This is a genomic window from Streptomyces lydicus (genome assembly GCF_000717345.1).
GTDB lineage: Bacteria > Actinomycetota > Actinomycetes > Streptomycetales > Streptomycetaceae > Streptomyces > Streptomyces lydicus.
Genome location: NZ_JNZA01000010.1, coordinates 44,177 through 67,290, shown reverse-complemented (window position 1 = coordinate 67,290; position 23,114 = coordinate 44,177). Strand labels below are relative to the sequence as shown.

The 23,114-nt window shown below is 73.2% G+C and carries 22 protein-coding genes and 1 pseudogene; 9 read left to right on the top strand and 14 right to left on the bottom strand.

The window, feature by feature from the left end; translation table 11 throughout:
* Positions 1-398 precede the first annotated feature (398 nt).
* The 4 genes from OO62_RS39550 (at position 399) to OO62_RS11235 (ending at position 2,944) form a co-directional block, all read left to right on the top strand.
* On the top strand, positions 399-560 hold the full coding sequence (locus OO62_RS39550; RefSeq protein ID WP_157850135.1) for a hypothetical protein: 162 nt from the start codon (positions 399-401) through the stop codon (positions 558-560).
* Entirely contained in the window at positions 557-1,063 is a 507-nt protein-coding gene (locus OO62_RS11245; RefSeq protein WP_033267181.1) for a GNAT family N-acetyltransferase, read from the top strand. Before OO62_RS39550 ends, OO62_RS11245 begins: the two co-directional genes overlap by 4 nt.
* Entirely contained in the window at positions 1,060-2,004 is a 945-nt protein-coding gene (locus tag OO62_RS11240; protein WP_033267180.1) for an ABC transporter substrate-binding protein, read from the top strand. The genes OO62_RS11245 and OO62_RS11240 overlap by 4 nt, the downstream gene beginning before the upstream one ends.
* Before the next feature lie 487 nt (positions 2,005-2,491).
* Entirely contained in the window at positions 2,492-2,944 is a 453-nt protein-coding gene (locus tag OO62_RS11235; protein ID WP_033267179.1) for a cell division protein SepF, read from the top strand.
* Positions 2,945-3,045: 101 nt separating this feature from the next.
* Here OO62_RS11235 and OO62_RS11230 read toward each other — a convergent pair whose 3' ends face one another.
* Both OO62_RS11230 and OO62_RS11225 read right to left on the bottom strand, forming a co-directional pair.
* The gene (locus OO62_RS11230) at positions 3,046-4,296 is read right to left on the bottom strand and encodes an acyl-CoA dehydrogenase family protein (protein WP_033267178.1); all 1,251 of its coding nucleotides are present in this window, start codon (positions 4,294-4,296) and stop codon (positions 3,046-3,048) included.
* Positions 4,297-4,441: 145 nt separating this feature from the next.
* The gene (locus OO62_RS11225; RefSeq protein ID WP_077192066.1) at positions 4,442-6,097 is read right to left on the bottom strand and encodes an MFS transporter; all 1,656 of its coding nucleotides are present in this window, start codon (positions 6,095-6,097) and stop codon (positions 4,442-4,444) included.
* 211 nt (positions 6,098-6,308) lie between these two features.
* On the opposite strand from OO62_RS11225, the gene OO62_RS11220 reads away from it, so the two are divergent.
* Together OO62_RS11220 and OO62_RS11215 are read left to right on the top strand one after the other, a co-directional pair.
* Entirely contained in the window at positions 6,309-7,517 is a 1,209-nt protein-coding gene (locus OO62_RS11220) for a glycosyltransferase family 39 protein (RefSeq protein ID WP_033267176.1), read from the top strand.
* A gap of 273 nt (positions 7,518-7,790) precedes the next feature.
* On the top strand, positions 7,791-8,819 hold the full coding sequence (locus OO62_RS11215; RefSeq protein WP_033267175.1) for a phosphatase PAP2 family protein: 1,029 nt from the start codon (positions 7,791-7,793) through the stop codon (positions 8,817-8,819).
* A gap of 201 nt (positions 8,820-9,020) precedes the next feature.
* Here the strand turns inward: OO62_RS11215 and OO62_RS11210 are convergent, their stop codons facing one another.
* From OO62_RS11210 to OO62_RS41675, 5 genes are all read right to left on the bottom strand, one after another.
* Positions 9,021-9,236: an I78 family peptidase inhibitor gene (locus OO62_RS11210; RefSeq protein ID WP_033267174.1), complete on the bottom strand. Its 216-nt coding sequence runs from the start codon at positions 9,234-9,236 to the stop codon at positions 9,021-9,023.
* Between the two features lie 446 nt (positions 9,237-9,682).
* Positions 9,683-10,636, bottom strand: a complete 954-nt coding sequence (locus tag OO62_RS11205; protein WP_033267173.1) for a helix-turn-helix transcriptional regulator — start codon at positions 10,634-10,636, stop codon at positions 9,683-9,685.
* Positions 10,637-10,737: 101 nt separating this feature from the next.
* The gene (locus OO62_RS11200; protein ID WP_033267172.1) at positions 10,738-11,742 is read right to left on the bottom strand and encodes a hypothetical protein; all 1,005 of its coding nucleotides are present in this window, start codon (positions 11,740-11,742) and stop codon (positions 10,738-10,740) included.
* The gene (locus OO62_RS11195) at positions 11,739-12,998 is read right to left on the bottom strand and encodes a glycosyltransferase family 4 protein (protein ID WP_033267171.1); all 1,260 of its coding nucleotides are present in this window, start codon (positions 12,996-12,998) and stop codon (positions 11,739-11,741) included. The genes OO62_RS11200 and OO62_RS11195 overlap by 4 nt, the downstream gene beginning before the upstream one ends.
* Before the next feature lie 210 nt (positions 12,999-13,208).
* Complete coding sequence (locus OO62_RS41675) at positions 13,209-14,315, bottom strand: transglycosylase family protein (RefSeq protein WP_164993291.1); 1,107 nt, start codon at positions 14,313-14,315, stop codon at positions 13,209-13,211.
* 284 nt (positions 14,316-14,599) lie between these two features.
* On the opposite strand from OO62_RS41675, the gene OO62_RS11185 reads away from it, so the two are divergent.
* Positions 14,600-15,409, top strand: coding sequence for a hypothetical protein (locus OO62_RS11185; protein ID WP_033267170.1), 810 nt, complete (start codon positions 14,600-14,602; stop codon positions 15,407-15,409).
* A gap of 119 nt (positions 15,410-15,528) precedes the next feature.
* Positions 15,529-15,870 carry a hypothetical protein gene (locus tag OO62_RS11180; protein WP_033267169.1) on the top strand — a complete coding sequence of 114 codons (342 nt, stop codon included), beginning with the start codon at positions 15,529-15,531 and terminating at the stop codon, positions 15,868-15,870.
* A 57-nt stretch (positions 15,871-15,927) separates the two neighbouring features.
* Here OO62_RS11180 and der read toward each other — a convergent pair whose 3' ends face one another.
* The 5 genes from der to aroH form a co-directional block, all read right to left on the bottom strand.
* The gene (gene der / locus OO62_RS11175; protein WP_033267168.1) at positions 15,928-17,388 is read right to left on the bottom strand and encodes a ribosome biogenesis GTPase Der; all 1,461 of its coding nucleotides are present in this window, start codon (positions 17,386-17,388) and stop codon (positions 15,928-15,930) included.
* A gap of 66 nt (positions 17,389-17,454) precedes the next feature.
* Positions 17,455-18,111, bottom strand: coding sequence for a lysophospholipid acyltransferase family protein (locus OO62_RS11170; protein ID WP_033267167.1), 657 nt, complete (start codon positions 18,109-18,111; stop codon positions 17,455-17,457).
* The gene (gene cmk / locus OO62_RS11165; protein ID WP_033267166.1) at positions 18,108-18,839 is read right to left on the bottom strand and encodes a (d)CMP kinase; all 732 of its coding nucleotides are present in this window, start codon (positions 18,837-18,839) and stop codon (positions 18,108-18,110) included. Before cmk ends, OO62_RS11170 begins: the two co-directional genes overlap by 4 nt.
* An 86-nt stretch (positions 18,840-18,925) precedes the next feature.
* Positions 18,926-20,011 carry a prephenate dehydrogenase gene (locus tag OO62_RS11160; RefSeq protein ID WP_033267165.1) on the bottom strand — a complete coding sequence of 362 codons (1,086 nt, stop codon included), beginning with the start codon at positions 20,009-20,011 and terminating at the stop codon, positions 18,926-18,928.
* Positions 20,008-20,370, bottom strand: a complete 363-nt coding sequence (aroH, locus tag OO62_RS11155; protein WP_033267164.1) for a chorismate mutase — start codon at positions 20,368-20,370, stop codon at positions 20,008-20,010. Before aroH ends, OO62_RS11160 begins: the two co-directional genes overlap by 4 nt.
* A gap of 234 nt (positions 20,371-20,604) precedes the next feature.
* On the opposite strand from aroH, the gene OO62_RS11150 reads away from it, so the two are divergent.
* Entirely contained in the window at positions 20,605-21,300 is a 696-nt protein-coding gene (locus OO62_RS11150; RefSeq protein ID WP_033267163.1) for a nucleotidyltransferase domain-containing protein, read from the top strand.
* On the opposite strand, the pseudogene OO62_RS36400 reads toward OO62_RS11150, so the two are convergent.
* Both OO62_RS36400 and OO62_RS11140 read right to left on the bottom strand, forming a co-directional pair.
* Positions 21,286-22,002 (bottom strand): annotated as a pseudogene (locus tag OO62_RS36400) (nucleotidyltransferase domain-containing protein). The gene OO62_RS11150 and the pseudogene OO62_RS36400 overlap by 15 nt on opposite strands.
* Entirely contained in the window at positions 21,995-23,017 is a 1,023-nt protein-coding gene (locus OO62_RS11140) for an ADP-ribosylglycohydrolase family protein (RefSeq protein ID WP_033267162.1), read from the bottom strand. Before OO62_RS11140 ends, OO62_RS36400 begins: the two are co-directional and overlap by 8 nt.
* Positions 23,018-23,114: the final 97 nt, after the last annotated feature.

Sequence of the window (23,114 nt, the reverse complement as noted above, 5' to 3'; positions counted from 1 at the left end):
ACGACCGCCTCTTGATGCTATGGAGTGAACACGCCCCGCTGTCAAGGGTGTCCACACTGTGGGCGTCACAGCATCTGACAGTTGACGGGCAAACGGATGCCTGTTCCACTTAGCCGCATGTATGCATGGCAGCGGCTGGTCACCCGTGACCACATCGACTTCGGTCGCGTGTGGTCGTCGTCCTGTTGAGCTGACGCCCTGCCCTGACGCCCGTTGCCCCTGAGGCCGGGCCGTTTCGCGGTTCTCGCTCTTCCGCACCTCCGTCAACCGCGCGCCTTCACACCTCGCGCCGCCCGTCCGGCGCACCCTCCCCTCGCTCCACCGGCATCCGCCGTCCCCCGTCCTCCCGCCTTGCCACCCTTGTGTCCTCTTCCTCCCCGCTCGCAGAAGGGCGCGGTATGCACTTCGGCGTCACGATCCCGCTCGACAACGCCCCGGCCGCACGGTCCGGGCACCTCCTCGCCCCGCCCGACCGGCTCCACGAGGCCGCGGAACGCGCGCTTCCGGACGCCGGGTCGGACTGTGCCGGTCCCCCGGCCTCCGCGGCGGCGGCCCGATGACCACCACGCCCCGGCCGCCGTGGCCGGCCCGGCTGACGATCCGTCGCACCACCGTCGCCGACCCACTCGCCCGCCCGCTGCTGGACGAGCTGACCCATGAGTACAGCACCCGCTACGCCAGACCCGTCGATCTGAGCCGGGAGTACCCGGCCGAGGAGTTCGCCCCGCCCGGAGGCGCGTTCCTGCTGCTCCTGGCGGACGGCGCCCCGGTCGCCGGCGGCGCGTACCGCCGCTACGACGCCCGTACCGCCGAGCTCAAAAGGATCTGGACGCACTCCGCGCACCGGCGCCGCGGGCTGGGCCGGCGGGTGCTGGCCGCCCTGGAGGAGGACGCCGCCGCCCACGGCTACTCCCGCGTGTACCTGACGACCGGCCCGCGCCAGCCCGAGGCCAAGGGCCTGTACCTCGCCGCCGGCTACCGGCCCCTGTTCGACCTGTCCGTCCCCCCGGAGTCGATCGGCCCGCTGCCGTTCGTCAAGCATCTGGAGATTCCGCGCCCATGACCACCAGCACCCCCCGCGCCACCGCACTGCGCGCCGCGGCCTTCCTGGCCACCGCCGCCCTGGCGCTCACCGCCTGCGGCTCGGGCGACCCGTCGGACGGCACCGGACCGGCCGCCGCCACGGCCCGGATCCCCACCACGGACGTGGTCTCCGGCGTCAAGAAGGACCCGGCGGCGGCGAAGCTGCTGCCCGCCGGCGTCCGCGCCCGCGGCAGCCTCTCCCTCGCCTCCAGCGTCGGCAGCCCGCCCTCCGCCACCTACCTTCCCGACGGCAGGACCCTGGCCGGCCAGGACATCGACTTCGCGGACGCGGTCGGCAAGGTCCTCGGCGTCCGGATCAAGCGGGAGGTGGCCGGCTTCGAGGCGATCCTGCCGGCCCTCGGCAGCGGCAAGTACGACCTGGGCACCGGCAACTTCGGCGTCACCGACGAACGCCGGAGGACCATCGACTTCGTCACCTACGTCAACGACGGGCAGGGCTTCGCGGCCCGCGAGGACAGCCCGCTCAGGAAGGTCACCTCACTGCGGCAGCTGTGCGGACTGACCGTCGCCACCGGCGCCGGCACCACCTTCGAGACGACGCTGGAGGAGAACGCGCACCTGTGCAAGGAGGCCGGCAAGCAGCCGTACGACGTCAAGACCTACGCCGAACAGGGCGCCCTGTGGATCTCGCTCCAGCAGGGCCGCAGCGACGTGGTGATGAGCACGATCAACGGGTTGCGCTACGCCGTCAAGCAGCAACCGGGGCTGCGGTTCCTCAACGAGTTCAAGCGGCTCGACGTCGGCTTCGCCTTCAAGAAGGGCACCCCGCTGGCGCCCGCCGTCCGGGCCGCGGTCAACCGGCTCAAGAAGGACGGCACTTACGACCGGATCCTGAAGAAGTGGGGCACCGGCCCGTCGGCGATCGCCACCTCGCGGATCAGCCCGCCGGAGGTCAAGTGAGCCGGGCCGGGCCACCACCCCGTTCCGGGGAACGCGCCCCGGCCCGGCACCGCCGCAGTCCCGCTTTGTCCGATCATCCGCAAACCCCCCTTTCGAGGGAGGCCGGTCCCCCGCGCGCACCGGAACCCGACGCCGGATCAGCTCCCGTACATGCGGCCGCGACCCCGCCTGCCGGGCTCCGGCGCACACCCGGTGCGGAGACCTCTGGCATTTGCCCTGGTCCCGTGCGCGGGGTGGTCCGGGCGGATGCGAACCCGCCGCGACCAGATGCCGTCATCACTCGGCATCACCCGGTCGGGTACCGACTGTGATGTTCTTCGTACTGTCAGTTTCCTTGCCCGGCGCGCAAGCTGATGGTGCGCCACCCTCTTTGCACCAGATGTGTCACGAACCCCCCGTGCGGCGGCTATCCACTTGGCACTCCCTTGGCCTGATGAACGACGATAGGGGGCAGGACACCAAGACACGCGGGTGAGAGGAGGCGTCAATGGGATCGGTACGCAAGGCGAGTGCCTGGCTGGGGCTCGTCGACGACAGTGATGACGAGCGCTACTACGACGACGACTACGCCGAAGGACCCGGCGCCGGTGACGCGGGCGGCAGCAGCCCCTGGGTGACCGACCCCCGGGTGCAGGTGGCCGACGAGACCGCCCAGGACCAGGGCACCCGCATCGCCACGGTCACCCCGGAGAGCTTCCGGGACGCCCGCGGCATCGGCGAGCTGTTCCGCGACGGCGTCCCGGTGATCGTCAATCTGACGGCCATGGAGTCCGCCGACGCCAAGCGCGTGGTGGACTTCGCCGCCGGCCTGACCTTCGGCCTGCGCGGATCGATCGAGCGCGTCGCCACCCGCGTCTTCCTCCTCACCCCCGCCGACTACAAGGTGCTCAGCGGCGAGTCCCGCGACCACCGCAACGGCGGCTTCTTCAACCAGAGTTGAGCCGGGACCCCGACGCGAACGAGCGGGGTCCCGATGCCTCCGGCCGGGGCCCGGGGGTCACCCCGGGGGGCCGCAGCGACCAGAGCTGAGGGCGGGGCCGCTCACCGGAAGGCGTCCAGACCGGTGAGTGCCTTGCCCAGCACCAGCTGGTGCATCTCGACGGTGCCCTCGTAGGTCAGCACGGACTCCAGGTTGGTCGCATGCCGCATGACGGGGTACTCCAGCGAGATCCCGTTGGCGCCGAGGATCGTCCGCGCGGTCCGGCAGATCTCGATCGCCTCCCGCACGTTGTTCAGCTTCCCGAAGCTGATCTGCTCGGGCCGCAGCCGCCCCGCGTCCATCCGCAGCCCCAGATGATGGGCCAGCAGAATCCCCTTGTGCAGTTCGACGGCCATGTCGGCGAGCTTGGCCTGGGTGAGCTGGAAGCCGCCGATCGGCTTGCCGAACTGCTCCCGCGTCTTCGCGTAGTCGAGCGCCGCCTCGAAGCTGGCGCGGGCGGCCCCCATGGAGCCCCAGACGATGCCGTAGCGGGCGTGGCTCAGACAGCCGAGCGGGCCGCGCAGGCCGATGACCCCGGGGAGCACCGCGTCGGCCGGCAGCCGCACCTCGTCGAGCACGAGTTCGCTGGTCACCGAGGCGCGCAGGGACCACTTGTGCTTGATCTCGGGGGCGGCGAACCCGGGTGCGTCGGTGGGGACGACGAAGCCCCGGATGCCCTCGTCGGTCCGGGCCCAGACCACCGCGACACCGGCCACCGAGCCGTTGGTGATCCACATCTTGCGCCCGGTGAGCACCCAGTCTCCCCCACTCTCGGCTCCGCTCGAGCGGGAGGTACCCCCAGCGTCCCGCTTGGCGTACGTCCGCATCCCGGCCGGGTCGGAGCCGTGGTCGGGCTCGGTCAGGCCGAAGCACCCGATGACCTCGCCGGCCGCCATCCGCGGCAGCCACTGCTGCTTCTGCTCCTCCGACCCGAAGCGCCAGATCGCGTACATCGCGAGCGAGCCCTGGACGGAGACCAGCGAGCGGATGCCGGAGTCGGCGGCCTCCAGCTCCAGACAGGCCAGGCCGTACTGGACGGCCGAGGCGCCGGCGCAGCCGTAGCCGGTCAGGGACATGCCGAGCGCGCCGATCGAGCCGAGTTCGCGGGCCAGTTCGCGGATGCCGGGCAGTTCGCCCGCCTCATACCACTCGGCGATGTGCGGCAGGACCCGGTCGGCGGTCCACTGCCGGACGGTGTCGCGGACCGCACGGTCCTCGTCGCTGAGCAGATCGTCGAGGCCCAGGGGGTCGCCGGGATCGAACGGCGGAACGGGAGAGGCAGCGGAGGAAGCTGAGGACGGCTGGGCGGGCATGGCGGGCCTCCGGCGGGTTCAGCGCGCGTAAAACTAGCAGTGGTAGTTATGCGCGTCCGACGGTACGGCCCGCGCCCCCGCGCGGCAAGGGTCACCCGCCGCGCGGCAGGACGAAGACAGGAAAGGGAACGAGCGGTGAGGCGGCTCAGCGGCCGGAGGTCGCCCGGGCGGGCTCACCGCTGCCCCGCCCGGCGCCCGCCGCCGGGCCCTCGGCCTGCGCAGCCTCGCCCTCGGCCTCCGCGCGCTCGGTGGACTCCGCGGCCCGCCGCGGCAGCCGCAGCGCGATCCCCGCGCCGACCAGCAGCAGCACGGCGCTGGCGACGAGGGTGACGTGCAGCCCGCGGACGAAGGAGTCCCGGGCGGCCTCGCGCAGCGCGGCCCTGGCGGCCGGCTCCAGGCCGGCGGCCACCTTGTACGCCTCGCCGAGGGAGTGCGAGGCCGACCGGGACGCCTTGTCGGCGACGCCCCCGACATGAGCCAGGCCCGGCGCGTAGGCGGCGTTCATGACGCTGCCGAGCAGCGCGACACCGATGCCGGCGCCGAGCTGGTAGGACGTCTCACCGAGGGCGGCGGCGCCGCCGGACTGCTCGGCTGGGGCCTCGCTGAGCATCGACTCGTACGCCCCGAAAAGCGTGGACTGGAAGCCGAAGCCGAGCAGGACGAAGCCGCCGGACAGCAGCCAGACGCGGTCGTCGGCGGACATCGCGGTCAGGCAGAGCACCGCGGCCGCGGTCAGCACGAAGCCCAGCGAGACCATCGCGCGCGGGCCGAGGGCCTGCAGCATCTTCGAGCCGGTGAGGCCGGCGGCCATCGCGGCGAAGACCAGCGGGAGCATCCGCAGACCGGTCTCCAGCGGGCTGAGACCCAGGACCAGCTGGAGGTACTGCACGGCGATCAGCTGCAGGCCCACCAGCGCGAGCATGGCCAGCACGATGCAGCCGACGGAGGTGCCGAACGCGGGCCGGGCGAACAGCCGCATGTCGATCAGCGGGTGCTCGCGGCGACGCTGGCGCCGTACGAAGAGGATCAGCAGCGCGACGCCGAGGACGATGGGCAGCAGCGTGGTCGGGCCGACCACCGCGGCACCGCTGCCGATCCGCTTGACGCCGAGGACGACGCCCAGCACGCCGAGCGCCGCGACGATCGCGCCGATCACGTCCCAGGGGCCGTTGCGCTCACCGCGCGACTCCGGCAGCAGCCACCGGCCTATCAGCAGCATCGCGGCCATCATCGGGATGTTGATGAGGAAGACCGAGCCCCACCAGAAGTTCTCGACGAGGAAGCCGCCGAGGACCGGACCGACCGCGGCGCCGACCGCGGCCACCGCGCTCCACACGCCGATGGCGACCGCGCGCTCGCGCCGGTCCGGGAAGACCTGCCGCAGGATCGACAGCGTCGCGGGCATGATCATCGCGCCGCCGATGCCGAGCAGGGCACGGGCCACCATCAGGATCTGCGGATTGGGCGCGAGCGCCGCGGCGGCCGAGGCGAGGCCGAAGAGGCCGTAGCCGAGAAGGAGGATGCGGCGGCGGCCGACGCGGTCGCCGAGGGTGCCGAAGAGGATCAGCAGCGAGGCCGCGATCAGCGGGTAGACATCGACGATCCAGAGCAGCTCCACCGGCCCCGGGCGCAGGTCCTCGGTGACCGACGGCACGGCGACGTACAGGATCGTGGTGTCCAGCGCGACGAAGAGCAGGCTGACGCAGAGCACGATCAGCACGGTCCAGCGATTCACACCGCCGCTTGAAAGCCGGGGAACACCAGCGGTCCGTCCACTGCCGGACGCGGTCGTCCCGGACATGCAGCACCTCCAGTCATGCTCTCGCGGCCACGGATCAGGGCGCGAAAACGCCCCGGGGGAACCGGCGGCACGGGCGAGTTGAGACGTCAGACTACGCGAGTCCCCACATGTGCCGCGTGGCTCACCTCACGATGAGACGCTCATCGCAGCGCCATCCGTTCCCCCACCCGCGGCCGTCGGGCGTTCTCCGGCCACAGGGATAATCGTCCGGATGAACGATCTTGCCGCCGCCGCCGTTCCCGGCCCGGCCCTGCGCGACGCCCCCGGCACACCGGGCGTACGGGCCGCGCTGCGCCGCGCCGCACCCGCGCTGGCGGCCTACGCGGCGATCCGGGGCCTGGGCCTGGCCGTACTGGCCGTGTGGTCGGCGGCGGACGGCAAGAACTGGCACACCCTGCTGACCGCCCGCTGGGACTCGCTCTGGTACACCCGGGTCGCCGAGCAGGGCTACGGCTACGCGGTGCAGCTGCCGAACGGCGACGTCCACTCCAACCTGGCGTTCTTCCCGCTGCTGCCGTGGCTGGAGCGCGGACTGTCGGCACTCTCCCCGCTGTCGCCCGCGGACGCCGGGATGGCGGTGGCCTGGCTGGCGTCGCTGGCCGCGGCCTGGGCGCTGTACGCGACGGGCGAGCGGCTGTACGGGCCGCGGGGCGGGGTCGCGCTGGCGGCGCTGTGGGCCGCGCTCCCGGTGGGGATCGTGCAGTCGATGGCGTACTCGGAGGCGCTGTTCACCGCGCTCGCGGCCTGGGGCGTGTACTGCGTCATGACCGGCCGCTGGGTGGCGGCGGGGGTGCTGGCGTCGCTGGCCGGGCTGACCCGGCCGGTGGGTGCGGCGGTGGTCGCGGCGGTGTGGATCACCGCGGCGGTGACGCTGTGGCAGGCGCGGGAGCGGGCCGGCGGCACGGGGGTGCGGGCCGCGCTGCGGGCGCGCCCGGGCCTGCTGCCGGGCGTCCTGGTGGCGCCCCTCGGCTGGTGCGGCTACTTCCTCTGGGTCGGCGCGCGGCAGGGCTCGCTCACCGGATACCTGGACGTCCAGGGCGGCTGGGGCAACGGCTTCGACGGCGGCCTCGCGTTCGGTGCCTTCGTCTGGCACCAGCTGTCCGGGCCCGCCTTCCCGGCCGGGCTCGGACTGCTGATCGGCGTGGGCCTGGTGATCTGGCTGTACGTCCGCGGCGTGCGGCAGGGCGAGCCGCTGCCGCTGACCGTCTACGGCGGGGTGGTGCTGCTGCTCGCGCTGACCGCCAAGGGCTACTTCGGCTCCAAGCCGCGGCTGATGATGCCGGCCTACCCGCTGCTGCTGCCGCCGGCGGCGGCGCTCGCACGGTGCCGTCCGGTGCGCTCCTGGCTGGTCATCGGGGTGGTGGCGGTGGCCTCCGCGGCCTACGGGGCGTTCTGGCTGAACGGATCCGGCCCGCCATGATCATCTTTGCTCCGGCCCCCTTCCGCCGCCGCCCGCCCCGGGGAAACGGTGCACGACACCCGGGCAAATGACGGATAAACTCCCCCGGAGAAAAGCAGATAACGCGCTGAGCAGGCCGACACGCGACCGCGCGGAAGGGATTGAGAATCGCCAGGAATTCCCTTCCAAATCCCAGCGGCGAAGCCTCGTTTGAGACGCATTCCACATCACATCGTCATTACAAAGCGCACAGTTTGACCAAGCGCCTACATCACACGCGGTAACGTCGATTGAGTGCGTACCGATGAGAAGCTCGACCAGATGGAGGAGCGCCCGACCGATCGTGCCCGGCCACCCCAGATGACCCGGACCCGCCTGTGGCTGTTCGGCGGCACGCTGGCGGTGTACGCGGCGATCGTGGTCGGAGTGCTGGCCACTTCATGGCTGGTCACCTTCGACTGGCAAGTCATGTTCTTCAGGCCGTACAAGCAATGGCCTTCGATCCATGCCTTCCTCGACTACTTCGTCGTGCTGGGGCAGCGCGGGCCGACCGCGGTGGCGGTGGCGGCCTGGCTGGGCTGGCGCTGCTGGCGCCAGCGCAACCTCCACCCGCTGCTGGTGCTCGGCGCCTCACTGCTGCTGCTGAACATCACCGTGGGCGCGGCCAAGCTCGGCATGAGCCGGCTCGGCCCGCACTACGCGACGACCGTCGGCTCCAACGAGATGTGGCTGGGCGGCGACATATTCCCCTCGGGTCACACCGCGAACGCCGTGGTCACCTGGGGCGTGCTGGCCTACCTGGCGACCACCCCGCTGCGCCGCCGCACGCTGTCGGTGATCGCCGCGCTGGGCGCGCTGGGCGTCGGCATGACGACCGTCTACCTGGGCACGCACTGGGTGAGCGACGTGCTGCTGGGCTGGGCCGCCGGCCTGCTGGTGCTGCTGGCGATGCCGTGGCTGGAGCCCGGCATCACCTGGGTGGAGGACCGCCTGATGGGCATCCTGCTGCGGCTGTGGCTGCGGCTGCGCCCCGATTCGCTGCGCGGCCCGCTGCCGGCCGACGCGCTGGCCCCCGGGCTGTCGCGGCAGCGCATCGCCCCCGATGGCGAGGTGCTCGTACGCGAGGCCATCGGCGCCGCGCCCCGCGCCGCCAGCCGCGCCCCGGACGGCTGGCCGCACCACCCGGCGCGGCCGCACACCACGCGTTCGGAGCGGACCCCGGTCACCCCGGCGGGCAGCCGCCGGCCGCCGCACGCGGACCGCGTACCGCGCACCACGCCGCTGAGCCCGGCCTCCGGCCGCGGCCGCAACACCGGCGGCTGACCGCCCCACCGACCGCGGGGCCGGTCACCACGCCGCTGAGCCCGGCCTCCGGCCGCGGCCGCAACACCGGCGGCTGACCGCCCCACCGACCGCGGGGCCGGTACGCACATCCCCGCCCCGCCACGAAGGCCCCGGCCGCTCCTCCTGGAGCGGCCGGGGCCTTCGTCGTCGGCAGTCGTCGGTACGGGTCGGGAGCGGGGCTCAGCCCGGCCAGCTGCGGTGCACCGTGTCGTCCTTCACCTCGAAGTTGAGGCGGCCCGCTACGTACTCCATCGTGATGATCGCGCCCGGCGGCAGCGAGCGGACGGTGCTCCAGCCACGCGCTCTGGCCAGCTCCTCGGCGTCCTGCCGACCGAGGCCGACGTACGTCTCGACGTCGTCCTGAGGGTTGTCCGGAAGGTTCGGTACATCAGCCATGGCAGCCACCGTAGGCGCCCGCCCGGGCCCGCGGAAGGGCCGCCCATCGCACACCTCGATGACTATCCGGTCCGCCGATGGTCACACTTGTGTCACAGCGCGCGTTCCCGGGTTTGCCGGGACTTCCGTCACCCGTACGCGCCGAGTGACGGGGCAACCGGGTGGAAAAATAAACCGGCCGGAATTCCGCCTTGATCGAACACGGAACGGGCATGGCCGTCCCGGACCGGGCGGAGCGCAGTCCGAAATTAATCCTGCGTCAGTGCCGGATTCCCTTTACCCCGGCCCTTTAATCAGCCGGACGAGAATTGGCCAACGCGACACACTCCACACACATTTTCCGCACATCGCCCAGCCCGCCGGATCACGGACACTTCACCGTGGCCCACCCCCGGCCCTGCGGACCGCCCGCGACGGCCGCCGGGCCGGCGCCCCGCGCCGGTGCGTCACCCCAGTGCCCGGGAGAGCCGGTCCCTGATCTCCCGCAGCCGGTCGACCAGCTCCGGCGGCTCGCGGACCTCGAAGTCGAAACCGGTCATCACGAGGTGGACCACCATCATCTCCAGCGTGTGCGCCCCGGTCCGCAGCAGGCAGCGCCCCTCGTCGACGGCCTCCAGCACGCCCGCCGACGGGCTGATGTGTGCCGCGGCCTCTTCCACCGAGGCGTGCAGCAGGACGGTGGCCTGCCGGGCGTAGACGCGGGTGGAGATGCCCTGCGAGACATAGGCCGCGAGGTCCTCGGCGGGCGGCGTGCGGGGCGTGAAGCGGGGGCCGTGCGGCGGGGTGGGGACGATGCGGTCGACGCGGTAGGTGCGCCAGTCCTCGCGGCCGGTGTCCCAGGCCACGAGGTACCAGCGGCGCTGGGCGCAGACCAGCCGGTGCGGTTCGACGGTGCGGCCGGAGACCGTCCCGCCGTGAGCGGTGTAGTCGAACCGCAGCTGCCGGGAGTCCCGGCAGGCGTGCGCCAGCTCGGTGAGCACCTCCGCGTCGACGCGGGGGCCGCCGCTGGGCATCGGCACGGTGAAGGCGGTGAGCGCCCCGACACGGCGCCGCAGCCGGTGCGGCAGCACCTGCTCCAGCTTGGCCAGCGCCCGTACGGACGTCTCCTCGATGCCCTCGACGCCGCCGCCCGCGGCGGTGCGCAGCCCCACGGCGACCGCGACCGCTTCCTCGTCGTCGAGCAGCAGCGGCGGCAGCTCGGCCCCGGCGCCGAGCCGGTAGCCGCCGGCCGTGCCGGGTGCCGAGTGGACGGGGTAGCCCAGCTCGCGCAGCCGGTCGACGTCCCGGCGGACCGTGCGCGGGGTGACGGCGAGGCGGTCGGCGAGTTCCGCGCCGGACCACTCCCGATGGGCCTGCAGGAGCGAGAGCAGGCGCAGCAGACGTGCCGAGGTCTCCAACATGCCCCGAGTCTCGCAGCCCTCGCGGACAGCTACGGTCCTCGATGCCCCCGCCCTGTGAGGGCGCTCCGGTCCTCGGGGCGCAACGGGACTCCGCCGGGGCGTCAGTCCCCGGCGGGCCCGGCGACCCGTACGGCCAGGTCGTTGTCGAGCGTGTAGTACGGACCGACCCTGACCTGCGTCGCCCCGCACGGCACCGCCAGCGCCGGATAGCTGAAGACCTGCTTCTTGTCCGCGACGTCGTCCAGGAGGCGGGCGATCCGGACCGGCCGGGCACCCTCGGCGGGCCGCAGCCACAGGTCCCAGGGCTCGCTGCCGCTCTCCCAGCGGCCGGCCAGCTCCTCGTAGGGCAGGGTGAAGGTGAAGTCCGGCCCCTCGACGGTCAGCGGCACACTGACGGTATCCGGCTCGCCGTCCGGCCCGGGGGTGCGCCGGGCACGTGCCTCGGCGCGGGCTCCGGCGGCCGGCACGGCGCCGTAGAGACGGCCGGTGACGGTCACCCCGTCCGGCGCCACCAGCAGGTCGCCCGCCTCCGCATGCGGCCCGCGCAGCCAGCTGCGCAGCGCGAGATTGCCGAACTTGGTCGCGTACGGGATCCGTACGCCGAGCCGCCCGACGCCCGCCAGCGGACGGCGGTCCACCAGCGACCGCAGGTCGTTGACGCCCGGCAGCAGCCGGCGCGGATCGCGGCCGTCGCCGAGGTCGGCGTAGGCGTTCCAGCGGCCCTCGGCGAGCGCGACGGTGCTGGGCAGCACGGCGCGCAGCCGGCCGGCGCCGTTCGGTCCGAGCGGCAGCCGCACCTCGTCGTCCGCGCCGTCGCCGCCACGCAGCCGCAGCACCAACGCCGCGCTCCAGGCGACGGCGGTGCCCTGAGGGGCGGTCAGGTCGAAGGTGAGGCCGCCGGCGGAGTCCGCTATGCAGTCGGCGCGCAGCTCACCGGGCGCCGCCCCGTCCGTCCCGCTTCCGTCCGCGCGTCCGTCCTTCTCGCTCCCGGGCACCGCCCGGAGCCCGGCGCCGCCGGGCTCCGCTCCCGCCGCGGATTCCTGCTCGATGGCGGCCGACTCCTTCATCTCTTCTCCGGTCATGGTCAACTCGCTCGACGCGGTCATGCCGTCCGCACCCCTCTCAGTGCGGCGCGGGCCGCGTCCTTGGTGGCGTAGGCGCCGCTGAGCAGGGCGCCCCGGGCGCGGTGCAGGCTGCCGCGCAGCCGGCTGGCGCGGCGGCGCGCGAGCAGCTCACCGAAGAGCGCCTCGTAGCGGCCGGCGATCCGGCCGGGGTCGAAGCGGGCGGACGAGGCCAGCGCGGCGGCGCCCATCCGTGTCCGGGCCGCGTCGTCGTTGATGAGCGTGAGCAGCCCACCGGCCAGCGCGCCGGGGTCGCCGACCGGCACCAGCGTGCCGTCCACCCCGTCGGTGATGATCTCGCCCGGCCCGTGCGGACAGTCCGTGGCCACCACCGGCAGCCCGCACCGCATCGCCTCGACGATCGTCATCCCGAAGGACTCCAGGCTGGAGGAGACCGCGGCGATCGAGCCCTTGGCCCACTCGGACTCCAGGGGGCTGGCCGGACCCATCAGGAAGACGTGGTTGTACAGGCCGAGTTCGGTTATCAGGGCGCGCAGGTCAGCCTTCTCCGCGCCGCCGCCGTAGATCCGCAGCCGCCAGTCGGGGCGCTCGGCGACGACCTGCGCGAAGGCTTGTATGAGCACGTCGTAGCGCTTGACGCGGGCGAGCCGGCCGGCCGCGACGACCCACTTGCCGCTGCCGTCGGCGGGCGGCAGGCCGGGGGCGGGAACGCTGTTGGGCACCGCCTCGACGCGTACGCCGGGCAGCCGGAGCGTCCGGCGGTAGGCGAGGGCGTCGGCCTCGGTGACGGTCGTGACCGCGTCCAGCCGCGGATAGGCGCCGCGCAGCGCCAGCTTGAGCGCCCGGCTGTGGCTGTCCAGGGTCAGGTGCTCCTGCCCGACCCGGACCGGCCCGCGGCGCGTCTGCCGGGCGATGTGGACGTTCAGCCCCGGCCGGGTGCCGACCACCACATCGGCCTCCGTCCGGCGCAGGTGCTGGGCGATCCGGCGGTCGGTGAGCTCGCTGTACTGCCCGTAGCGGCCCTCGGCGGCGGGGAACACCTTGGCGGGCCGGGCGTGCGCCGGGTCGGCGCCGTCACCGGACGGGCCGGACTCCCTGAGGTCCACGAGATGCCGCAGCGCGACGCGGGGGCCGAGGTCGAAGACCGGGGCGTCGCGGTGGCGCAGCACGGACACGATCTCGACGTCGTGCCGCTCGGCGAGCGTCCCGGCCAGGTTGAACGTGGTCCGGATCGTCCCCCCGATGCCGTAGGCATTGTGAATCAGGAATGAGATGTGCATCCGTCCCCGTGTCCCCTGGTCTCCCGGTCTTTCCAGCGCCCCTGGGAACCACATCGCACTCCCCGTCCGCACGACAGGCCCCACTCACTGAACGCAAAGACCTCGCCCCGCGGTTCCGGGTTGGGGGCTTTCGCCAAGATGTTCCGAAAGAGTGAGGACATCGGTAACAGAAGCAGGGAACCTGAACCCCCGATTCCCCGTCCGGGCCGCCTAAGTACCCACGGGCGCAGGCTTGTCGGGGACCTTCTCAGGCGCCTTGTCGGGAGCCTTGTCGGCGGACGTGACGGACGCCGCATCGGGCGCCTTGGTCGCCGGTACGTCGGGCGCCTTGTCGGCCGGCTGGACCACCGGTACGTCGGGTTTCTTGTCGGGGGCCTTGTCCGCGGGCGCGGCGGACGCCGCATCGGGCGCCTTGGTCGCCGGTACGTCAGGCACCTTGTCGGCCGGCTTCTCCACCGGAGCGTCGGGCTTCTTCTCGGCCGGCTTCTCCACCGGAGCGTCGGGCTTCTTCTCGGCCGGCTTCTCCGCCGGCTTGTCGGTGCTCACCCCAGCGCCCGTGCCGGCGTCCTTCGCGAGGTCCTTGCCGACGATCACGACCTTGGCGGCCACCTTGCCGCCGCCCGTGCGCCCCTGAGGGAGCGTCAGTCTCATGCCGGCCACCAGGCGGTGCGGGTTCCCGCCGAGCGCATGCCTGTTGGCCTTGTACAGGGTCCGCCAGCCGCCCTTGAGGTGCAATCTGTGGGCGATGCTGCCCAGCGTGTCCCCGTGCCGGACGCGGTATGTGCGGCCGCTGTGACTGCCGCCGCCGCTCCCGGGGGCCTTTTCGCTCCCCTTGCCGCTGCTCTTCCCGCTGCCCTTGGCACTGAACTTCCCACCGTCCTTGCCTTCATCGGTGTCGCCGGTCAGGCCGTAGCGTCTGGCGCACACCGGCCAGGCGCCCCACCCCTGGGCGGCCTGCACCCTCTTGGCGATCTCGATCTGCTCGTCACGGCTGGCGAGATCGGCCCGCCGGGCGAAGGCGAGACCCCCGAACGCCTCCCAGGTGGGCTGCCAGAACTGCAGACCGCCGTAGAAGGAGTTGCCGGTGTTGATGTGCCAGTCGCCGCTGCTCTCGCACTCGGCGAGGCAGCCCCAGGGCCACAGCTCACCGGCGCAGGCGTGCCGCGCCCTGTTGTCGCCGGCAGGGGGCGCGCCGTCCCCCTTCGGCCCGTCGGCGGCCGCGCCACCCGGCAGGGAGAGGACCAGGGCGGCGGCCGCGGCGGTGAGCAGCCCGACGGATCCCACGAAGCGCCGTGGCGCCGAAGATGTGTCCGACATAGCCGGTGACGGTAAGCAGCAGCCCGCCGTGGGCCAGCGCGCCACGCCCTTCAAGCCCCCGTCCCACCCGCTCCGGTGTATGGAACGCCGCCAACTGCGCCATTTTCTGCGCGAAAGCTGACGGTAGGTGACCGCTTGTTGAGCGCCTTTCCGTAGTTTCCCACTGTGCGCGGATTGGTTCGATTCTGTTCCCGTCGTCGCGTGACTCCTGCCGCAGGTCACCCGTTGTCCTGGTACGAGTCGGGAGACCCCCCGGCAGACGCACAGAGATCGAGGAGCCACCCGTGCCGCGCATGCTCGACGTCAGCGACGACGTTCGCGCCGAGATCGGCGACGAAGAAGCCGACCGCCTGCTGGCCGGTGGCGACGCCCCCGGCAGCTACGACTGCACCTCCTGCCGGACCCCCGGTGACAGCGAGCAGGAGCGCACCAGCACCGTCCTGTTCGTGGGCGAGGAGACCGCGGTGCTCGCGTTCGCCCACGCCACGTGCATCCCCTCGCAGGTCGTTCCGGTATCGGAGGAGCAGCTCCAAGGAGCCGTGCGCTCCATCACCGGTGAGGGCGCCGCCCCCCGTACGCCCGGATCGAACCCCTCGCCGGCCACCCCGGCCCCCACCAGCGAGCGCCAGGCGACCCTGGGGATCACCTGCGGTCTGGTGCTGGTCGAGGGCGATCTGCGCCCGGCCCTGGTGGTCGAGCCGGACGGCCCGATCGCCCGCCCCGGCTCGACCAGCCTGGACGACGACTTCCTGCCGCTTCTCCTGGAGCAGGGCTTCCACCCGGTGACGGACATGAACCAGCTCCCCGCCCTCAACCCGGGCTGGTCCGCCCTGCTGGCGATGGGCAAGCTGCACGCCGTCCTCCAGCCGGGCACGCCCGGCAGCCAAGCGGCCTGGTGGCAGGCCCACCAGCCGCTGGCGGTCTCCGACGGCTGGCGCGCCGCGGCCAACAAGGCCCACACCGTACTGATGTACGCCGCCCCCGCCGGCACCATCGGCCACCAGCCCCGCGAGGACCTGATGCGGCAGGCGCTGGAGGAGGCCGCCGCCAAGGGCGCCCTGGTCGCCGCGACGATGCCGCTCGCCGGCACCTGACAGTCACACAGCACCCGATCGCGGGGGCAGGGCCGCCGATCCGGCCGGTCATGCCCTCGCGATCGGCCATTTCCGCACGAAAGCCGCATCCCACGGGGATCGGGGTCGTTGGCACATACGTGCACGCATACGACCCCTCCTCCCGCGCCCCGTACACCCACCCGATCCCCGGCATGCGCCCGTCGCACGAGCGCGGACCGTCGCACACGACGGACCGCGGCTCGGCCACCCCGATCTACGACGAGCTGTACGCCGAGTACCGGCGCTCCTTCCGGGCCCTGCCCGGGGACCGTACGGACGAGCCGGAGACCTCGGAGGTGCTGCGCGGCACCGGGGGCTGGAGCCGTACGCCGGCGGCCGCGGGGCACTGGGAGGTCATCGGCCGCCAGCCGTACCACGCCCGGGGCCACCTGCCGGCCCTCCCCCCGGGCCAGCGCGACGCCCGCCCGCACAGTCGCTGACCCACAGCCGGAACCGACGAACTCCGGACCCCGCCCGGGGCCCCGGGCCCGCGGCCGCTACTTCTTCTTGCTGCGCTTCTCCCGCACCCGCACCGAGATGTGAATCGGCGTCCCGTCGAAACCGAACTCCTCACGCAGACGGCGCTCGACGAAGCGGCGGTAGCCGGCCTCCAGGAAGCCGGAGGCGAAGAGGACGAAGCGCGGGGGCTTGGTGCCGGCCTGGGTGCCGAAGAGGATGCGGGGCTGCTTGCCGCCGCGGATCGGGTGCGGGTGAGAGGCGACGATCTCGCCGAGGAAGGCGTTCAGCCGCCCGGTGGGGATACGCGTCTCCCAGCCGGACAGCGCGGTCTCGATCGCCGGCACCAGCTTCTCCATGTGGCGGCCGGTGCGCGCGGAGACGTTGACCCGCATCGCCCACGGGATCTGGACGAGGTCCCGCTCGATCTCCCGCTCCAGGTAGAAGCGGCGCTCCTCGTCGAGGGTGTCCCACTTGTTGTAGGCGATGACCAGGGCGCGTCCCGCCTCCACGGCCATCGTGATGATGCGCTGGTCCTGGACGCTGATGGACTCGGACGCGTCGATCAGGACGACGGCGACCTCGGCCTTCTCCACGGCCGCCGCGGTGCGCAGCGAGGCGTAGTAGTCGGCGCCCTCCTGGAGGTGCACCCGGCGGCGGATGCCGGCGGTGTCCACGAACTTCCAGGTCTTGCCGCCCAGTTCGATCATCTCGTCGACCGGGTCGCGCGTGGTACCGGCGATCTCGTTGACGACCACCCGCTCCTCGCCGGCGACCTTGTTCAGCAGCGAGGACTTGCCGACGTTGGGGCGGCCGATCAGCGCGATCCGGCGGGGGCCGCCGACGGTCTGGCCGAAGGTCTGCGCGGGCGCCTCGGGCAGTGCCTCCAGGGCGGCGTCCAGCATGTCGCCGGTGCCGCGGCCGTGCAGCGCGGAGATGGGGTGCGGCTCACCGAGGCCCAGCGACCACAGCATGGCGGCGTCGGCCTCGCCCGAGGGGCCGTCGACCTTGTTGGCCACCAGCACCACCGGCTTGCCGGCCCGGCGCAGCAGCTTGACGACGGCCTCGTCGGTGTCGGTCGCGCCGACCTTGGCGTCGACGACGAAGACCACCGCGTCGGCCGCCTCGATGGCGAACTCGGCCTGCATCGCGACGGAGGCGTCGATGCCGAGGACGTCCTGCTCCCAGCCGCCGGTGTCGACGACCTTGAAGCGGCGGCCGTTCCAGTCGGCCTCGTAGGTGACGCGGTCGCGGGTGACGCCCGGCTTGTCCTCGACGACCGCCTCACGGCGGCCGATGATGCGGTTCACCAGAGTCGACTTGCCGACATTGGGGCGGCCGATGACGGCGAGGACGGGCAGCGGACCGTGGCCGGCCGCGGCGATGTCGCCCTCGACCTCCTCCAGGTCGAAGCCCTCCTCCGCGGCGAGCTCCATGAACTCCGCGTACTCGGCGTCGCCAAGCGCACCGTGCTCGTCGCCGGTGGGGATCTGGTCGTTCATGAAGTCCGTTCCTCGTTCATCATCATCGGTGGGCCGCTCGTCCGCGGCCCACTACTCAAGTGTCGGTCAGCGCCCGGTCAGGCGCCTGGCCTCCGCCAGGTGGGCGGTCAGCCGCTCCTGGATCCGTACGGTCGCCTCGTCGAGCGCCTTACGGGTGCGCCGGCCGCTCCCGTCGCCCGCCTCGAAGGCGTCGCCGAAGACCACGTCGATGCGGGTGCGCAGCGGCGGTACGGCGGGCGACAGCCGGCTGCGCCGGTCCTTGCCGCCGAGCACCGCCACCGGCACGACGGGGGCGCCGGAGCGCACCGCGAAGTACGCCAGGCCCGCCCGCAGGGAGGCGAAGTCGCCCTCGCCCCGGGTGCCCTCGGGGAAGATACCCAGCACCCCGCCCTGCGCCAGCACCCCGAGCGCGTCGGTGATCGCCTTGCGGTCGGCGGCGCTGCGGTCCACCTTCAGCTGCCCGATGCCCCGCAGGAACGGGTCCAGCGGGCCGACGAAGGCTTCTTTCTTGATCAGGAAGTGCACCGGCCGGGGCGCGGTGCCCATCAGCATCGGGCCGTCGATGCCGTGCGAGTGGTTGACGGCAAGGATCACCGGCCCGGCCGACGGCACCCGCCAGGCGCCCAGCACCCGCGGCCGCCACAGCCCGTACATCAGACCGATGCCGATCCGCCGGCCGACCGCGGCGCCGGCCTCGGACGGCACCCCGCCGGCGCCGGTCACCGCGCGAGTCCCGCCTTTTCGGCGCTGACGCCCTCGATGAGGGTGACCACGCACTCGATGACCTGCTCCAGCGTCAGGTCGGTGGTGTCCACCTCGACGGCGTCGTCCGCCTTGGCCAGCGGGGAGGTCTTCCGGGAGGAGTCGGCGGCGTCCCGCTTGATCAGCGCCTCGCGGGTGGCGGCCAGGTCGGTGGCCTCCTTGCCCTTGAGCTCGCCGCTGCGGCGGGCCGCCCGCGCCTCGGCGGAGGCGGTGAGGAAGACCTTGAGGTCGGCGTCCGGCAGGACCGTGATGCCGATGTCCCGGCCCTCGACGACGATGCCGCGCGGCGCCGAGGCGGCGATGGAGCGCTGCAGGTCGGTGATCAGGGCCCGCACCTCGGGGACCGCGCTGACGGCGCTGACCGCGGCGGTGACCTCCTGGGTGCGGATCGGGCCCGCGGCGTCCAGCCCGTCGACCGTGATGGTCGGGCCGGCCGGGTCGGTGCCGGAGACGATCACGGGCTTGGCGGCGGCGTCGGCGACGGCCGTCGCGTCCTTGATGTCGATGCCGTTGTTCAGCATCCACCACGTGATCGCGCGGTACTGGGCACCGGTGTCGAGGTAGCCGAGGCCCAGCTTGGCGGCCACGGCCTTGGACGTGCTGGACTTGCCCGTGCCTGCGGGACCGTCGATGGCGACAATCACTGCAGCCGGGGCGGTCCGAGCGGCGGTTTCCACGGTGACGAACACCTTTCTTGTACACGGGGCGGGGGTCCAAGGGCCATAAGGGCCTCGCACAAGGTTACTGGCTCACCCGGACGGCGCCGTCCACGGTGTCACTGCCGGATCGACCAGCCCCGCTCCCGCAGCTCCGCGGTGAGCGCCGGCACCGTCTGCGGCTCGACCATGAGCTGGATGAAGCCCGCCTGCTGGCCGGTGGCGTGCTCGATGCGGACGTCCTCGATGTTGACCCCGGCCCGGCCGGCGTCGGCGAAGATCCGGGCCAGCTCGCCGGGCTGGTCGCCGATGTACACCGCGACGATCTCGTAGGAGGCGGGGGCGGCGCCGTGCTTGCCGGGGACCCGCTCGCGGCCGGCGTTCCCGCGCCGCAGCACGTCCTCGATGCCGGTCGCGCCGCCGCCGCGCTTGTCCTCGTCGGCGGACTCCAGGGCGCGCAGGGACCGTACCGTCTCGTCGAGATCGGCGGCGATCTCGGCCAGCACGTCGGCGACCGGGCCGGGGTTGGCGGAGAGGATGTCGATCCACATGCCGGGATCGGAGGCGGCGATCCGCGTCACATCCCGTATGCCCTGGCCGCAGAGGCGTACCGCGGTCTCGTCGGCGCCCTTGAGGCGGGCCGCGACGAGGCTGGAGAGCAGCTGCGGGGTGTGCGAGACCAGCGCGACGGCCCGGTCGTGGGCGTCCGCGTCCATCACCACGGGGACGGCCCGGCACAGCGCGACCAGCTCCAGTGCGAGATTGAGCACCTCGGTGTCGCCGCCGGGCGTCGGGGTGAGGACCCAGGGGCGGCCCTCGAAGAGGTCGGCGGTGGCGGCCAGCGGGCCGGAGCGCTCCTTGCCGGCCATCGGGTGCGTCCCGAGGTAGCCGCTCAGGTCGCAGCCCAGCTCCTCCAGCTCGCGGCGCGGGCCGCCCTTGACGCTGGCGACGTCGATGTACGCCCGGGCCGCCCCGCGCCGGATGGCACCGGCCAGCGCGGCGGCGACATGGGCCGGGGGGACGGCCACGATGGCCAGGTCGACCGGCTCAGGGGGCGCCTCGGCGATGCCGGCGCCCAGCGCCGCGGCCGTCAGGGCCTGCGCCTGGTCGTGGTCCTCCAGGTAGACCTGGACGCCGCGGGCGTGGAGCGCGAGCGCGGCGGAGGTGCCGATCAGGCCCGTTCCGATGACGAGTGCGGTCCTCACTGGGCGATGTCCTTTCGCAGACCTGCGGCCGCGCCGAGGTAGACATGGGCGATCCCGGCCTTCGACAGTCCGGTCTCGACATGGGCGAGCACCCGCACCACCCGCTCCATGGCGCCGGCGACGGCGAGCTCCTGGGCGCAGATCAGCGGGACGTCCGTGATCCCCAGCGCGCGGGCGGCGGCGGCCGGGAAGTCGCTGTGCAGGTCCGGGGTGGCGGTGAACCAGACGCTGATCAGGTCGTCCGCGAGCAGCCCGTTGCGCTCCAGGATGGCGGTCAGCAGCTCGCCGACCTGCTCCTGCATGTGCTCCGCGTCGTCCCGCTCCAGCTGGACGGCCCCGCGGACCGCTCGTACCGCCACGTCACTGCTCCCCTTGCGTTGTGTGCCGCGTCACGCACCTGTGCGCGCACTGATCAGCGTAACGAGCCGCACTGACATTCCGTACGCGACGGGTGACCGCGGGACGAGCCGGAACGGTCGCGGCGCGGACGGTGACGCAGCGCCCACCGACGGCGACCGGGCCGCCCGCGCCGGCACAATCCGCCGGCCGAAACCTGGTGACACACGCCCGGCCCACCAGCCACAATCGCCGCCATGTCCGAAGCCGCCGCAGGTCATTCGCTGGTCGCCGAGCACACCGTCTACGGCTGTGTGATGGGCTCACGGGCCTTCGGCCTGGCGACGGAGAGCAGCGACACCGACCGGCGCGGGGTGTTCCTCGCGCCGACCCGCCTCTTCTGGGGGTTCGACAAACCGCCGACGCATGTGGAGGGGCCCCGCGAGGAGGAGTTCTCCTGGGAGCTGGAACGGTTCTGCCAGCTGGCGCTGCGGGCCAACCCCACGGTCCTGGAATGCCTGCACTCCCCCTTCGTGGAACGCATCGACGCCACCGGCACGGAGCTGGTCACCCTGCGCGGCGCCTTCCTGTCCCGGCAGGCCCATCGCACCTTCTCCGGGTACGCCGTCGGCCAGCTCAAGCAGCTCCGGGCCGACGTACGGCAGCACGGCGCGCCCCGCTGGAAGCACGCCATGCATCTGCTGCGCCTGCTGGCCTGCGCCCGCGACCTGCTGCGGACGGGCGTCCTCACGCTGGACGTCGGTCCGGCACGCGAGGAGCTGCTCGCGGTGAAGCGGGGCGAGGTGGCCTGGGACGCGGTCGAGCGGCGGATGGCGCAGCTGTCCGAGGAGGCCGACGCGGCGGTGTCCGGTTCGCCGCTGCCGGCCGAGCCGGACCGGGCCCGGGTGGCGGACTTCCTCTTCCGGGCCCGGCGGGCGTCAGCGCTCCGCTGAGGCCGCGGCCCGGCGGCCGGTGGGCGCGACGGCACCGTCCGGACGGGCCCGCACGATCAGGTCGTGCAGCGCGTCACGGGCCGCCGGGGCGTCCGGCAGTGCGGTCGCGGCCTGCGCGGCGTCCAGCCGGGCGTGCAGCGCCTCGATGTCCGTACGCAGCCGGCCGGGGTCCACCACGTCCCCGGCCGGGCCGTGTTCGGCCGCCGCCTTGGCCGCGATCAGCTCCGGTACGTAGGCGGGCGCGGCCAACTCCGCCACCAGGGTGGGCAGATGGGGCAGCACCCGGCCGCTGTCCATCAGGTGGATACCGGTGAGCAGCACCCGCAGGGTGTACAGCAGCGGCTTCAGCTCGCCGGTCTTCTCGAAGAGCCGCCACCGGGTCAGCGCGAAGCCGCGGTAGTGGTGGGCGTGGTGGGACGTCAGCAGGTCCGGGGCGAGCGCGATCAGCTCCCGGTGCAGGTCGGTGGTGTGGACGACCAGCGGGGACAGCAGCTGCTCCAGTACGTAACCGTTGCGGCGCAGGAGAAGCCGGGCGAACTTCCGCAGGTCGTGCGAGACCGGGTCCTACAGGTGGGCTCCGGAGACGGTCGCGAAGACCAGCGGGTCGTCCTGCTCGGCGACCACGGCCGCGAGGTCGACGGCGGGCAGCCCGGCCGCCCGGAGGACGGCGTCCCGCTCCCCCGCCCCTGTGCGCTCAGGCATCCCATGCCGCCCCGAGGGCCAGCAGTTCCTCGCGGTACTCGATCCGGGCGGCCCACTCCTCGGGCCAGGCCGCCGGCCCCAGGTGGGCGCCCGCGAAGGCGCCGGTGAGGCAGGCGATCGAATCGGAGTCGCCGGAGGTGCAGGCGGCCCGGCGCAGCGCGGTGAGCGGCTCGCCGGGGAAGAGCAGGAAGCACAGCAGCCCGGTGGCCAGCGCCTCCTCCGCGATCCATCCGGCGCCGGTGGCCAGGCAGGGGTCGGCCTCGGGGTCCGGGGCGGCGAGGGCGGCGTCCAGCCGGTCCAGGACGCCCAGGCAGTCGTCCCAGCCGCGGGTGATGAAGGCCGTCGCGGACGGGTCCTGGGCGTGCTGCCACAGGTCGCCGAGCCAGTCCTTCCGGTAGACGGTGCGCTGTTCGCGGGCGTACGCGCGCAGCAGGGCGGGCAGTGCGCCGGGCCGGGCGCCGTCGGCGAGGGCGCGCACCGCGTACGCGGTCAGGTCGGCGGCGGCGAGCGCGGTGGGGTGCCCGTGGGTGAGCGCGGACTGCAGCTGGGCGGCGCCGGAGCGCTGCTGCGGGGTCAGGCCCGGCACGAGCCCGACCGGCGCGACCCGCATGTTGGCGCCGCAGCCCTTCGACCCGGTCCGGCTCGCCCGGGCCCAGGGCAGGTCGCGGTCGCTGAGCAGCTCGCAGGCGTGCAGGCAGGTGGCGCCCGGCGCCCGGTTGTTGTCGGGCGAGCGCCACCAGGCGACGAACTCCTCCCGGGCCGGCGGGACCAGGCGGCCCGCGGTGAGCTCGCCGCTCTGCGCCGCCGTCCGCAGCGCACGTCCCAGCGCCAGCGTCATCTGGGTGTCGTCGGTCACCAGGGCCGGATCGGGCAGCGCCAGCTGCCGCCACGGCCCGTATCCGGCCACGATGGACGGCACGTCCTGGAACTCGGTCGGAAAGCCCAGCGCGTCACCGAGCGCCAGTCCGATCAGCGCGCCGGTCGCGGCGGAACGCGTCGCCCCCGTGGACCCCATGAAAAACCACCCCTTAATCGTCATGGTGACGTTAAGGGGTGGGGAGGGGGTGCTGCAAGGGTTTTCGGAGGGGCGCGGCCGGCCGGGACGGCGTGGC